The organism is Streptomyces sclerotialus (assembly GCF_040907265.1).
In the GTDB taxonomy this organism is placed as follows: Bacteria; Actinomycetota; Actinomycetes; order Streptomycetales; family Streptomycetaceae; genus Streptomyces; species Streptomyces sclerotialus.
Window position 1 is genome coordinate 3,622,142 of sequence record NZ_JBFOHP010000002.1, and the last position, 12,824, is coordinate 3,634,965.

The following is a 12,824-nucleotide window of genomic DNA, read 5'->3' on the forward strand; positions in this document are numbered from 1 at the left end:
CGGTCGCATGGCCCGTACAGCTTTCGCTAGCGTGCGGGCCATGAGTACTTCAGCCGACGCTCATCCCCTGTTCGCCGCGGCGCTGCGCGAACGGGGCCTCGAAGTCGCGGTACGCCGCTTCCCCGACGCCACCCGCACCGCGGCACAGGCCGCGGCCGCCGTCGGCTGCGAGCCCGCCGAGATCGTCAAGTCGCTCGTCTTCGCCGCGGACGGGGTGCCGGTCCTCGTCCTCATGGACGGCGCCTCCCGGGTCGACGTCGAGAAGGTCCGCGCCGAGCTGGGCGCGCGGCACGTCGGCCGCGCGGACGCCGCGGTCGTCCGCGAGACCACCGGGTACGCCATCGGCGGCGTACCGCCCTTCGGCCACCGCACCCGCACCACCGTCCTCGCCGACCAGGGCCTGCTCGCCCACGGCACGGTCTGGGCCGCCGCCGGCACCCCGCACACCGTCTTCCCGCTCGACCCCAAGACGCTCATCGAACACGCCGGCGGCCGCGTCGTCGACGTCCGCGAGCACACCCCGTGACCCCGCTCGTCGTCGCCGCCGTCCTCACCGCCGCCGTCACCCACGCCGGCTGGAACGCGATCGCCCACGGGATACGCGACCAGCTCCTCGCCTTCACCCTCGTCGGCACCGGCGGCGCCGTCTGCGGCGTGGTACTCGCCGCCGTCTCACCGTTCCCCGCCGCCGGCGCCTGGCCGCTCCTCATCGCCTCCGCGCTCCTGCACATCGTCTACCAGGCGCTGCTCATGCAGTCCTTCCGGCTGGGGGACTTCGGGCAGATGTACCCGATCGCGCGCGGCACCGCGCCGCTCGTGGTCACCGTCCTCGCCGCCGTCTTCGTCGGCGAACTGCCCGACGCCTGGGCGCTGACCGGCGTCGCCGTGGCCTCCGCCGGCCTCCTCGGCGTCGCGCTGTGGGGCATCCGCGGCTCCGGGACGCGGCCGCACTGGCCCGCGATCATCGCCGCGGTCGCCACCGGCCTGGCCATCGCCTCGTACACGACCGTCGACGGGGTCGGCGTCCGCGCGTCCGGCACGTCGCTGGGGTACATCGGCTGGCTGATGCTCCTGGAGGGCCTCGCCATACCGGTGTACGCGGTGGCCTCGCGGGGCCGGGAGCTGGCGGGGCAGCTCCGGCCGTTCGCCGTGCGCGGCCTGCTGGGCGGGGTCCTCTCCGTCTTCGCGTACGGCCTGGTCCTGTGGGCCCAGACCCGTGCGCCGCTCGCCCCCATCGCGGCGCTCCGCGAGTCCTCGATCATCGTCGGCGCCGCGATCGGCGCGATCTTCCTGAAGGAACGGTTCGGGGCACCGCGGATCGCTGCCGCGGGGCTGATGGTCGTGGGGATCGGGCTGATGCTGCACACGAGCTGACGACGGGGTGCTGCCGGACGGCCGCCGTCGTCAGCCGGTGCCCGACATGGCGCTCACCAGCGCGGCGTTGCTGACCAGGAGGCCGCCGTCCACGGGGAGGGCTACGCCGGTGATCCAGGAGGCGTCCGAGGAGGCCAGGAACGCCACGGCCGCTGCGATGTCCTCCGGCTCGCCGACCCTCCCCAGCGGATAGACGGGCGCGGCCCGCTCCAGTACGTCCTCGCGGCCGTCCCAGTTCGGGGTGTGCACCGTGCCCGGGTGGACGAGGTTCACCCGCACCCCGCGGGCGGCGTTCTGCACGGCGAGCGTACGGGTCAGGCTCGCCAGGCCCGCCTTGGCAGCGCTGTACGCGTGGTTGGTGAAGTACTGCTCGGCGTTGACCGAGCCGATGTTGACGATCGCCCCGCGGCCACCGGCCGCCGCCAGGTGCGGCATCGCGGCGCGGGCGCACCGGAAGGCGCCGGTGAGCGTGATGTCGAGGTCACGCTGCCAGGTGTCGTCGGGCTGGTCCTCGATGGCGGGGGTGTCGGGGTGGCAGGACAGGGCGTTGTTGACCAGCACGTCCAGGCGGCCGAAACGGTCCGCCGCGCGGGCCACGGCCGACTCGACGGCGTCGCGGTCGGCGACGTCGCAGGGCCATGCCTCGGCGGTGCCACCGGTCTTCCGGATCTCGGCGGCGGCCTCTTCGGCGCGGTCCCCGTTCAGGTCGGTGACCAGCACGCCGGCGCCTTCGTCGGCCAGCCGGCGGGCGGTGGCGGCGCCGATGCCGCGTCCTGCGCCGGTGATCAGTGCCCCGTAACCTTCGAAACGCCGCACGCTTGCCCCTTTCGGGTGGTGGCTGAGGTGGTGGCATTTTTTACGCGGGGCTCCCGCCCCGCAACCCTGGCGCCCCTCGCGGCGCGGCTTTCCGGTCCTGCCGGCGGGTGCGGGACGGTGGCCGGGGAGGCCCCAGGCGGTCCGTCTCATCCCCGGGTGCGAATCGGGGTGCCGTCCCGTCTCCCGTCATCGGCGGCAGATGCATGTCGGCGGTGACCACCAGGCCCTCGGGGCCGCGGAGCGGCCACCTGAAGTGCCGTCGCGGAGCGGCGGCACCCAATCCCCCACCCGCGGCGCAGGGCCGGTACCCACCCCATGTGCCGTGACGGCGAGTCCTACGGACGGACACTGCGACTCGACGGGAGGGGACGTACCGGGGTGCCCCCGCAGGAATCGAGGTTTGTCGCGCGGGGGCTGCCAGGGTCACGCGGCTGGTGACCCTCGATTCCGAGGAGGTGCCCCGGTGCGGCACCGACTCCCTACGGACAGCAATGCCGCCCGCCGCGGGGGCCGTCATGGCTCATGCCCCCACCGGCCCGCACCCCGCAACCGCACCCCGCAACCGCACCCCGCAACCGACCCCGCACACCCCTCAGACCGTCGTCCGAAGCGCGCGCACAAGCGCTTGCGCGCGGGGGTCCGCCGTGACGTTCTTCTGCATGCCGTTGGTGATGTAGCCGAAGGAGATCCCGGATTCGGGGTCCGCGAAGGCGAGGGCGCCGCCGCGGCCGGGGTGGCCGAAGGAGCCGGGGGCGAGCAGCGGGGCCGTGGGGCCGTGCAGCATGTAGCCGAGGCCGAAGCGGGAGGAGGCGATGAGCGTACGGTCCGGGCCCGCGGACTCCTCCGTACGGGCCAGGGTGAGCGTCGCCGGCGCGAAGAGGCGGGGGTGGCCGTCCACCGGGCCGATGAGCGCCGCGTACAGGCGGGCCAGCGAGCGGGCCGTCGCGATGCCGTTGGAGCCGGGGAGTTCCGCGGCCCGGAACGCGGCCGCGTTCTCGTCGGCGTGCGGCGCGATGGCGCCGAAGGCCCGGCGGGTGAGGGAGGTGGGGTCGTCGTACGCGTCGGCCACCGCCTTCTTGGGCCGTACGCGCAGGCCCGCGCCCTCGGGAGCCGGTGGCGGGGTGATCTCGGCGAGCCGTCCGGCCCGGCCGCGTGCGGCCTCCGCTTCGGGGAGGCCGATCCACAGGTCCAGGCCGAGCGGCCCGGCTATCTCCTCGGCGACGAACGCGCCGATCGTGCGGCCGGTGACCCGCAGGACCAGCTCCGAGAGGAGCCAGCTGTAGGTCTGGGCGTGGTAGCCGTGGTCCGTGCCGGGCTCCCACGCCGGTGCCTGTGCGGCCACCGCGGCCGGGCCGCTGACGCCGTCCGCGGCCTGGGCGGGGGTGAGCGGGGTGTCCAGGACCGGCACGCCCGCGCGGTGCGAGAGCAGGTGGCGGACGAGGGTGCGTTCCTTGCCCGCGGCCTTGTACTCGGGCCAGTACGTGCCGACCGGCGCGTCCAGGTCGAGCTGGCCGCGCTGGTGGAGGAGGAGCGGTACGACGGCGGCGACGCCCTTGGTCGCGGACCGGATGATCTGCGCGGTGCCCTCTTCCCAGGGGGCGGCCCCGCTCTCCGTGCCGGCGTCCGCGTCACGGGCCCCCGCCCACAGATCCACGACCTTGCGCCCGTGCCGGTAGGCGGCGACGGCCGCCCCCCGCTCGCCGCGTTGCGCGAAGTTCGCCGCGAAGGCATCGCGGACCGGCTCGTAGCCGGCCTCGACCGTGCCGTGGACGTCCACCACTGGTTCCCGCTTCCCACTCATCCGTCGCGTTTGTGACCCATCCATGGTGCAACGCGCCGATCAGTGCTGATGACCAGGAACCCGGTGGCCGTGGGGAGGGTCACAGGAACCGCCGCGGGCATGTCACACGGGGGCGGTCACCGAACGCGGATCGAATCCGAAGGGCAGTTCGAGGCGGTGGGCAGCCATGAGGTCGGCGTCACAGAGCAGCTCCTGGGTGCGGCCGTCCGCGGTGATGACGCCGCCGGAGAGGACGACCGAGCGGGGGCACAGCTCCAGCGCGTACGGGAGGTCGTGGGTGACCATCAGGACCGTGACGTCCAGGGAGCGCAGTACGTCGGCGAGTTCGCGGCGGGAGGCCGGGTCGAGGTTGGACGAGGGCTCGTCCAGGACGAGGATCTCGGGGCGCATCGCGAGGACCGTGGCGACCGCGACCCGGCGGCGCTGCCCGAAGGAGAGGTGGTGCGGCGGGCGGTCGGCGAAGGCGGCCATGCCGACGCGGTCGAGCGCCTCGAGGACACGCTCTTCCAGCTCCGCGCCGCGAAGCCCCGCGGCGGCCGGGCCGAACGCGACGTCCTCACGGACGGTGGGCATGAAGAGCTGGTCGTCGGGGTCCTGGAAGACGATGCCGACGCGGCGGCGGATCTCGGCGAGGTTGCCCTTGGCGACGGGGAGGCCGGCGACGGTGACGGAGCCCGCGCCTGCTTCGAGGATGCCGTTGAGGTGGAGGACGAGGGTGGTCTTGCCGGCGCCGTTCGGGCCGAGCAGGGCCACCCGCTCGCCGCGGGCGACGGTCAGGTCGACGCCGAAGAGGGCCTGGTGGCCGTCGGGGTAGGCGTACGCGAGGCCGGAGACCTGGAGGGAGGGGGCGGGGGTGCTGTTGTTCATGGTCATAGCGTCCATCCAAGGAGGCACACGGCGAGGGCGGCGGTGGGGAGTACCGCGGCGGAGGTCCACTGGGCGCGGCCGGCGGTGGCCTCGTCGGTGACCGGCATCGTGCCGGTGTAGCCGCGGCTGACCATCGCGAGGTGGACGCGTTCGCCGCGTTCGTAGGAGCGGATGAAGAGCGCGCCGGCGGACTTGGCGAGGACGCCCCAGTGGCGTACGCCGCGCGCTTCGAAGCCGCGGGAGACGCGGGCGATGCGCATCCGCCGCATCTCGTCGGTGATCACGTCGCCGTAGCGGATCATGAAGGACGCGATCTGGACGAGCATCGGGGGCATCCTCAGGCGCTGGAGGCCGAGGAGGAGTGCCCGCAGTTCGGTGGTCGAGGCGAGGAGCACCGACGCCGCGACGCCGAGGGTGCCCTTGGCGAGGACGTTCCAGGCGCCCCACAGGCCGGATTCGCTGAGCGACATGCCGAGGGCGTGCACGCGCGGGCCCTCGGCGACGAAGGGCATCAGGAGCGCGAAGGCCACGAACGGGACCTCGATGAGGAGGCGCTTGAGGAGGAAGCCGGCGGGGATGCGGGCCACCGCCGTGACGGCCGCGAGGAGCAGCGCGTACACGGCGAAGGCCCAGACCGCCTCACGGGGCGTGGACACGACGGTCAGGACGAAGCCGAAGACGGCCGCGATCTTGCAGTGCGCGGGGAGCGCGTGCACGGGTGAGTGCCCGTGCCGGTAGAGCTTGTGCGCGTGGCCGGCACCCATGTCAGACCTGCTCGGGGGTGCGGTCGTCGGTGGGGGCCGCGTCCGCGCCGTCCCGGCGGCGGCGCACGACGACGAAGACGCCGGTGCCGACGGCCAGGGTCGCGCCGACGCCGATCACGCCGGCCAGGCCGCCGGAGAGCCGGGCGTCGGTGATGTCCTTGACGCTGTAGTCGGCGAGCGGGGAGTCCTTGGCGGCGTGGTCCTTCTCCTGCTTGTCGATGCCCTGGTCGTGGGCGACCTTCTCGAGGCCGTCGGGGCTGGCGGAGGCGTAGTAGCTGACGCCGCCGGCACAGATCAGGGCGGCGGCCACGCCGGCGAGCCAGACGCGCTTGGCGGAGCGGCGGGCGGGCACCGGCGCGGCGGCCTGCGGCTCGGCGGGGGCCGTGGGGGCGGCCTCGGACGCGGCGGGGGTGGCGGCGGGCTCGGGGCGCGGCGCGCCCGGTGCCGCGGGGGCCGCGACGGGGGCGACCTTCAGTTCGAGCGGCTTGCTGAGGCCGCGGGCGCCGTAGACGAGGTCGGGCCGTACGGCGATCACGGCGCCGACGGTGAGGGCGGTGATGAAGGCCTCGCCGATGCCGATGAGGACGTGCACGCCGACCATGGCGGTCAGCACCTTGCCGGTGGAGACGTCGGCGGTGCCGCCCAGCGCGTAGATCAGGGTGAAGGCGAGGGCCGCCGCCGGGACGGAGAGCAGGGCCGCCACGAAGCTCGCGACGGTGACGGAGCGGCGCTTGCGCGGCAGGACCTTCACCAGGCCGCGGAAGACGGCGTACGCGACCACCGTGGTGACGACGGCCATGTCGGTGATGTTGACGCCGAGCGCGGTGAGGCCGCCGTCGGCGAAGAGGACGCCCTGCATGAGGAGGACGACGGAGACGCAGAGGACCCCTGTGCAGGGGCCGACGAGTATCGCCGCCAGGGCACCGCCGAGGAGGTGCCCGCTGGTACCGGCGGCGACGGGGAAGTTGAGCATCTGTACGGCGAAGATGAACGCGGCTACCAGGCCGGCGAGCGGCGCGGTGCGTTCGCCGCCGAGGCCGTCGCCCAGCTCGCGGCGGGCGCCGCGCAGGCTGACCGCGACGGCGGCGGCGGCGACCACGCCGGTGGCCACCGAGACCGGTGCGTCGATGAATCCGTCGGGGACATGCATGGCTGGTTTCTCCGCTCGTGGCTGGTAACCCACCCATGGTGGTCGTACTGCAAATCATGTGCAAGAGCGCCCAGGACGCGAGACGGGGGCGCACGCGGCCGCCCGTCCGCCACTCCCCGGGCGCGCGTGCGAAAGATGGCAAGCCTGTGGTTACCGGTGAAGCTGAGGGGAACCCGCGCCTTCGCAGTCGCACGTCCGGAGGTCTGCCGCATGACATCGGCCACCACCGCCGCGGAGGCTCCGTCCGCGCCGCCCGCGCTCAGCCGCCGCCGTACGAACCTCGTCTTCGTCACGATCGTGCTCGGCATGCTGCTCGCGGCACTGGACCAGACGATCGTCTCCACCGCGCTGCCGACGATCGTCGCCGACCTGGGCGGCGGCGGGCACATGGCGTGGGTGGTGACCGCCTATCTGCTGGCGGAGACGGTCTCGACGGTCCTGGTCGGCAAGTTCGGTGACCTCTTCGGGCGGAAGATCGTCTTTCAGCTGAGCGCGGTGGTCTTCGTCGCCGGGTCGGTGTTCGCCGGGCTCGCGGGCAGCATGGGGATGCTGGTGGCGGCCCGCGCGGTCCAGGGCGTGGGCGGCGGCGGGCTCATGGTCACGGCCATGGCCCTGATCGCGGACGTCATCCCGCTGCGCGAGCGCGGCAAGTACCAGGGCGCGCTGGGCGCGGTCTTCGGCGTGACGACGGTGGTCGGGCCGACGCTGGGCGGGCTCTTCACCGACCACGCGTCGTGGCGCTGGTGCTTCTACGTCAACGTCCCGATCGCGGTCGTGATGGTGGTGATGGCCGCCCGGACCGTTCCCGTCGTACGGTCCGCGGTCCGGCCGATGATCGACTACGCCGGCATCGTGCTGGTGGCGCTGGGCTCCGCCGGGCTGGTGCTGGGGCTGGAGTGGGGCGGCAACGAGTACGCCTGGAGCTCGGGCGTGATCATCGGGCTGTTCGCGGGCTCGGCGGCGCTGCTGGCCGCGTTCGTCTTCGTGGAGCTGCGGGCCAAGGAGCCGATGCTCCCGATGCACCTCTTCCGCAATCCGGTCTTCACGGTCTGCTCGGTGCTCTCCTTCATCGTCGGTTTCGCGATGCTCGGCGCGATGACGTACCTGCCGACGTACCTCCAGTACGTGGACGGGGTCTCGGCGACCATGTCGGGCGTGCGGACGCTGCCGATGGTGATCGGCCTGCTGGCCACCTCGATGCTGTCCGGCGTCGTCGTCAGCCGGACCGGGCGGTACCGGCTCTTCCCGATCGCGGGCACCGGCGTGATGGCGCTCGGGCTGTACCTGATGTCGACGATGGGCAGGGACACCGGCGTCTGGCTGGAGTCGCTGTACATGTTCGTGCTCGGCCTGGGGATCGGGCTGGCGATGCAGGTGCTGACCATCGCGGTGCAGAACACCGTCTCGTACCACGAGCTGGGCTCGGCGACCTCGGGCGTGACCTTCTTCCGTACGCTCGGCTCCTCCTTCGGTACCGCGATCTTCGGCACCCTCTACAGCGGGCAGCTGGAGCCGAACCTGAAGGAGGCGCTGGCGAAGGTGCCCGGCGTGCCGCCCGAGGCCGCGCAGAGTCCGCAGGGCCTGCACGCGCTGCCCGCCGCGCAGGCCCGGCCGGTGATCGACGCGTACGCCGAGACCGTCGACCACGTCTTCCAGTGGGTGGTGCCGGTCGCGCTGCTCGGCTTCCTGGTGGCGTGGTTCCTCAAGGAGGTGCCGCTGCGGGACAGCGCGCGGGCCGCGGCGGGCGACATGGGCGACGGCTTCGGCGCGCCGGACACCGCGGACCGGGACCGGCAGCTGGAGCGGGCGGTGGCGGCGGTCATGCGGACGGCGAAGGGGCGGCCGGTCAGCCGGCAGCTGCTCGCCGACTCCGGGAGCACGCTGAGCCCGGCGCAGGCGTGGGCGCTGGGCCAGGTGCACTGGCGGGCCAAGCTGCGGGGCGGTGCCTCGCTGGACTCGGTGGCGGTGGCGCACCGGATGCCGCCGGACGTACTGGACCCGGTGTTCGACCACACGGTGGCGGCCGGGTTCCTCACCCGGGACGGCGACGCGCTGGCGCTCACCCCGGCGGGGCGGACGGAGATCGACCGGCTGGGTGCGGCCTGGCGGCGGTGGCTCGACGCCCATCTGGAGGACTGGGACATCACCGACCCCGAGGACCGGGCCAGCCTGGACCGGGCGCTGGACACCATGGCGGCGCGGCTTCTGGAGGAGGGTGAGGGTGCGCAGGAGCGTACGGCCGTCTGAACGCCGGCGTGCGTCCGGAATGAAGCGTGGGGCACAGCTCTACGCGCAGTCACCCCTTGGGGTGAGTTATGCAAGTCGAGTTGCCGCGGCCTGCCCGGGCCGAAACGATGGACGGGTGAGCGACGCACAGGAGGCCGTCGAGCCGCCCTCGGAGACGCAGTCCGCCCCCGCCAGAGCCCGCGGCCGCCTGCGGCCGGCGAAGCCGGACGGAGGTTCCACCGGCGGGTCCTACCTCCGCTTCCCCCATATCCACGGGGACACGGTGTGCTTCGCGGCCGAGGACGACCTGTGGGTGGCCCCGGTGGTCCCCGAGGACGCCGAGCCGCCCCGCGCCTGGCGGCTGACCGTCGACCGCACCCGCGTGAGCCACCCGCGCTTCTCCCCCGACGGCAGCGAGATCGCGTTCACGACGTGGCGCAGCCTGGACCCCGAGGTGTACCTGGTCCCGGCCGAGGGCGGACCGGCCCGCCGGCTGACGTACTGGGGCAGCGTGGACGCCCGGGTGTGCGGCTGGACCCCGGACGGCGACATCCTCGCGGTGTCCTCGCACGGCCAGCCGTTCTCGTACTACTCCTGGGCGTACAAGCTGCCGACGGACGGGAGCCCCGGCGGGCGGCTGCCGTGGGGCCCGGTGTCGAACATCGCGGTCGCCGACATCGGGGGCGAGCACAAGACACTGCTGCTCAGCGGCACCCCGCCGCACGAGCCGGCGTCGTGGAAGCGGTACAGAGGCGGCGCGACGGGGCGACTGTGGCTGCACGGCACGCAGCTGGTGCCGGAGATCAACGGCCATCTGGACACGCCGATGTTCGTCGGCGGCCGGATCGCCTTCCTCTCCGACCACGAGGGCGTCGGCAATGTCTACTCCTGCCTCCCCGACGGCTCGGACCTGCGCCGCCACACCGATCACGCGGACTTCTACGCCCGGCACGCCGCCAGCGACGGCGAGCGGATCGTCTACCAGTGCGCGGGCGAACTGTGGCTGGTGGACGACCTGAGCCCGGACGGGAAGCCGCGCAAGCTGCCGGTCCGGCTCGGCGGGCCGCGCACGGGCCGCCGCACGCACCAGGTCCCCGCAGCCGCCAACGTCACCTCCCTCGCGGTGGACACCACCGGCCGGGCCAGCGCGGTCGGGGTGCGCGGCAGCCTGTACTGGCTCACGCACCGCGACGGCCCGGCGCGCACCATCCACGACACCCCGGGCGTGCGGGTCCGGCTGCCGGAGATGCTGGGGGACACCGGCCGCATCGCGTACGTCACGGACGTGGTGGGCGAGGACGCCATCGAGATCGCGGACCTGCCCAAGGCGTCCGGGCCCGGCGAGCCGCGCCGGCTCGCGGCCGGGCAGCTGGGCCGGGTGCACGAGCTGGTGTCGTCCCCGGACGGCGAGCGGCTGGCGGTGGCCGCCAACGACGGGCGGCTGCTCCTGGTGGACGCCTCCGAGGAGGGCGACGGCGAGGTCACCGAGCTGGTGCGCTCGGTCAACGGCCCGGTGCGCGACCTGGCGTTCGCGCCGGACTCCGCATGGCTGACCTGGTCGCATCCGGGCATCGGCAGATCGCTGCGGCAGATCAAGATCGCCAAGCTGAGCGACGGGCTCGTCGTGGACGTCACCAACGGGCGCTTCGAGGACGAGCAGCCGGTCTTCACCCGCGACGGCCGGTACCTGGCCTTCCTCTCCTGGCGCGGCTTCGACCCGGTCTACGACGTGCACACCGGCGATCTCTCCTTCCCGCTGGGCTGCCGCCCGTATCTGGTCCCGCTGTCCTCGGCCACCCCCTCGCCCTTCGCGCTCTCCCCGGAGGGCCGGCCGGCGGCGGGCGGCCTGGACCCGGTGGACACCGCGGCCGAGGGCATGGTGCTGGTGGAGGTGGAGGGGCTGGCCAGCCGGGTGACGCCGTTCCCGGTCGCGGCCTCGAAGTACTCCGCGCTCTCGCCGGTGGCCGGCGGCGGGCTGGTCTGGCTGCGCTGGCCGATCTCCGGGGCGCTGGGCGAGACCTTCGCCAACCCGGACAACACCTCGGGCCAGCCGACGCTGGAGCATTTCGACCTGGTCAAGGCCAAGCGCACGGAGCTGACCAGCTCGCTGGACTCGTACGCGCTCAGCGGTGACGGCACCCGTCTGGTGATCAACGACGAGGGCGATCTGCGGTCGGTGCCCGCGATCGAGACGCCGGACGCCGACTCGACCGTCTTCCTGGACCTGCGGCGCATCCTGCACGACGTGGACCCGGCGGCGGAGTGGCGGCAGGCGTTCGACGAGGCGGGCCGGATCGTCCGCGCCTACTTCTGGGAGCCGGGCATGTGCGGCATCGACTGGGGCGGTGTGCTGGACCAGTACCGCCCGCTGGTCGAACGGGTCGCCTCGCCCGACGAGTTCGCCGACCTGCTCCGCGAGGTGCTGGGCGAGCTGGGCACCTCCCACGCGTACGTCACCGGCGCGCGCCGCAACGAAGGCCCGCCGCACTACCAGCGCGCGATCGGCCTGCTGGGCGCCAACTTCGTGTGCCGGGACGACCGCTGGATCCTCCAGCGCATCCTGCCCGGCGACTCCTCCGACTCCAAGGCCCGCTCGCCGCTGGCCGGTACGGGCATCCGCGAGGGCGCGGCGCTCACCCACGTGGACGGCCGCCCGGTCGACCCGGTGACGGGGCCGTTCCCGCTGCTGGCCGCGGCCGGCGGCACGACGGTCGAGCTGACGTTCTCCCAACCCGTCGCCCACCACCCTTCAGGGGAAGGCCCTTCGGACCCCTTGGACGACGGGGACGGGCGGCCCCGCCGCGTGGCCATCGTGCCGCTGATCGACGAGCGGCCGCTGCGGTACCAGGACTGGGTGGCCAAGCGCCGTGAGGTGGTCCGCGAGCTGAGCGGCGGCAAGTGCGGCTATCTGCACATCCCCGACATGGGCGGCTCCGGCTGGGCGCAGTTCAACCGCGACCTGCGGATGGAGGTCTCCCGGCCCGCGCTGATCGTGGACGTGCGGGGCAACGCGGGCGGCAACATCTCCGAGCTGGTCATCGAGAAGCTGACCCGCACGATCGTGGGCTGGGACCTGACGCGGGACGCGCAGCCGGTGACGTACGTGTCGAACGCGCCGCGCGGTCCGGTCGTGGCGGTCGCGGACGAGATGACCTCCTCCGACGGCGACATGATCATCGCGGCCTTCAAGCTCCAGGGGATCGGCCCCGTGGTGGGCCTGCGCACCTGGGGCGGCGTGGTCGGGATGACCGGCCGGCACCGCCTCGGCGACGGCACGTCCATCACCGTCCCGATGAACGCCGCGTGGTTCGACGCGTACGGCTGGGACGTGGAGAACCACGGCGTGGAGGCCGACATCCAGGCGCTGCGCTCGCCGCTCCAGTGGGCCGAGGGCCGCAATCCGCAGCTGGGCGTGGCCGTCCGTACGGCACTGGAGCTGCTGGAGCGGCATCCGGCGACGGACCCGCCGGGGCTGGCCGACGTGCCCGACAACCGGCGGCCGGTCCTGCCGCCGCGGAGCTGACCGCCGATGCGGCCGTACCGCGACGCGCGGAAGGGGCGCACCCGGTGCGGGCGCGCCCCTTCCGTTCACGTCAGGTGCCGGGGCCTCATGCCTTGCGGGCGTCCCCCAGGGTGTCCTTCGCCGCCGCGCGGGACTCCCCGCCGACGCGGTCCATGCTCTTCACCTGGCCGACCGCCCGGTCGGTCCGCTGCGCGCCCTGGTCGGCGAGCGCCCTGCGTGCGCGCTCGTCGAGCTCCCGCTGCTTGGCGTGGAACTGGTCTATGAGGCCCATGTGCACACTCCAATGGGGTGAGGTCGGAATGC

The 12,824-nt window shown here is 73.6% G+C and carries 10 protein-coding genes; 4 read left to right on the top strand and 6 right to left on the bottom strand.

The genetic code is table 11. The features are described from left to right. The first annotated feature begins 40 nt into the window (after window positions 1–40). Together AAC944_RS15945 and AAC944_RS15950 are read left to right on the top strand one after the other, a co-directional pair. On the top strand, window positions 41–526 hold the full coding sequence (locus AAC944_RS15945; RefSeq protein ID WP_030617295.1) for a YbaK/EbsC family protein: 486 nt from the start codon (window positions 41–43) through the stop codon (window positions 524–526). After that, window positions 523–1,374: an EamA family transporter gene (locus tag AAC944_RS15950; protein WP_030617293.1), complete on the top strand. Its 852-nt coding sequence runs from the start codon at window positions 523–525 to the stop codon at window positions 1,372–1,374. The genes AAC944_RS15945 and AAC944_RS15950 overlap by 4 nt, the downstream gene beginning before the upstream one ends. A gap of 30 nt (window positions 1,375–1,404) precedes the next feature. Here AAC944_RS15950 and AAC944_RS15955 read toward each other — a convergent pair whose 3' ends face one another. The 5 genes from AAC944_RS15955 to AAC944_RS15975 all read right to left on the bottom strand — a co-directional run bounded on the left by AAC944_RS15955 (window position 1,405) and on the right by AAC944_RS15975 (window position 6,772). Beyond that, window positions 1,405–2,190 carry an SDR family NAD(P)-dependent oxidoreductase gene (locus AAC944_RS15955; RefSeq protein ID WP_030617289.1) on the bottom strand — a complete coding sequence of 262 codons (786 nt, stop codon included), beginning with the start codon at window positions 2,188–2,190 and terminating at the stop codon, window positions 1,405–1,407. A 592-nt stretch (window positions 2,191–2,782) separates the two neighbouring features. Continuing rightward, entirely contained in the window at window positions 2,783–3,991 is a 1,209-nt protein-coding gene (locus AAC944_RS15960) for a serine hydrolase domain-containing protein (RefSeq protein WP_030617285.1), read from the bottom strand. Window positions 3,992–4,093: 102 nt separating this feature from the next. Continuing rightward, complete coding sequence (locus AAC944_RS15965) at window positions 4,094–4,858, bottom strand: energy-coupling factor ABC transporter ATP-binding protein (protein ID WP_438272806.1); 765 nt, start codon at window positions 4,856–4,858, stop codon at window positions 4,094–4,096. Window positions 4,859–4,860: 2 nt separating this feature from the next. Continuing rightward, a complete protein-coding gene (cbiQ, locus tag AAC944_RS15970) occupies window positions 4,861–5,622 on the bottom strand; it encodes a cobalt ECF transporter T component CbiQ (RefSeq protein WP_030617279.1) in 762 nt (253 codons plus the stop codon). A gap of 1 nt (window position 5,623) precedes the next feature. After that, complete coding sequence (locus tag AAC944_RS15975; protein WP_030617276.1) at window positions 5,624–6,772, bottom strand: energy-coupling factor ABC transporter permease; 1,149 nt, start codon at window positions 6,770–6,772, stop codon at window positions 5,624–5,626. A 210-nt stretch (window positions 6,773–6,982) separates the two neighbouring features. Here AAC944_RS15975 and AAC944_RS15980 point away from each other — a divergent pair, with 210 nt between their 5' ends. Together AAC944_RS15980 and AAC944_RS15985 are read left to right on the top strand one after the other, a co-directional pair. Beyond that, window positions 6,983–9,019: an MDR family MFS transporter gene (locus AAC944_RS15980; protein WP_030617273.1), complete on the top strand. Its 2,037-nt coding sequence runs from the start codon at window positions 6,983–6,985 to the stop codon at window positions 9,017–9,019. Between the two features lie 187 nt (window positions 9,020–9,206). Then, window positions 9,207–12,521 carry a S41 family peptidase gene (locus AAC944_RS15985; RefSeq protein WP_030617270.1) on the top strand — a complete coding sequence of 1,105 codons (3,315 nt, stop codon included), beginning with the start codon at window positions 9,207–9,209 and terminating at the stop codon, window positions 12,519–12,521. 85 nt (window positions 12,522–12,606) lie between these two features. Here AAC944_RS15985 and AAC944_RS15990 read toward each other — a convergent pair whose 3' ends face one another. Then, window positions 12,607–12,792: a hypothetical protein gene (locus AAC944_RS15990; RefSeq protein WP_030617268.1), complete on the bottom strand. Its 186-nt coding sequence runs from the start codon at window positions 12,790–12,792 to the stop codon at window positions 12,607–12,609. Window positions 12,793–12,824 lie beyond the last annotated feature (32 nt).

Excerpts from the sequence above, each read along its gene's own strand:
- AAC944_RS15945 (WP_030617295.1), top strand. The coding sequence starts at position 41 with ATGAGTACTTCAGCCGACGCTCATCCCCTGTTCGCCGCGGCGCTGCGC.
- AAC944_RS15960 (WP_030617285.1), bottom strand. The coding sequence starts at position 3,991 with ATGAGTGGGAAGCGGGAACCAGTGGTGGACGTCCACGGCACGGTCGAG.
- AAC944_RS15965 (WP_438272806.1), bottom strand. The coding sequence starts at position 4,858 with ATGAACAACAGCACCCCCGCCCCCTCCCTCCAGGTCTCCGGCCTCGCG.
- cbiQ (WP_030617279.1), bottom strand. The coding sequence starts at position 5,622 with ATGGGTGCCGGCCACGCGCACAAGCTCTACCGGCACGGGCACTCACCC.
- AAC944_RS15975 (WP_030617276.1), bottom strand. The coding sequence starts at position 6,772 with ATGCATGTCCCCGACGGATTCATCGACGCACCGGTCTCGGTGGCCACC.
- AAC944_RS15980 (WP_030617273.1), top strand. The coding sequence starts at position 6,983 with ATGACATCGGCCACCACCGCCGCGGAGGCTCCGTCCGCGCCGCCCGCG.
- AAC944_RS15990 (WP_030617268.1), bottom strand. The coding sequence starts at position 12,792 with ATGGGCCTCATAGACCAGTTCCACGCCAAGCAGCGGGAGCTCGACGAG.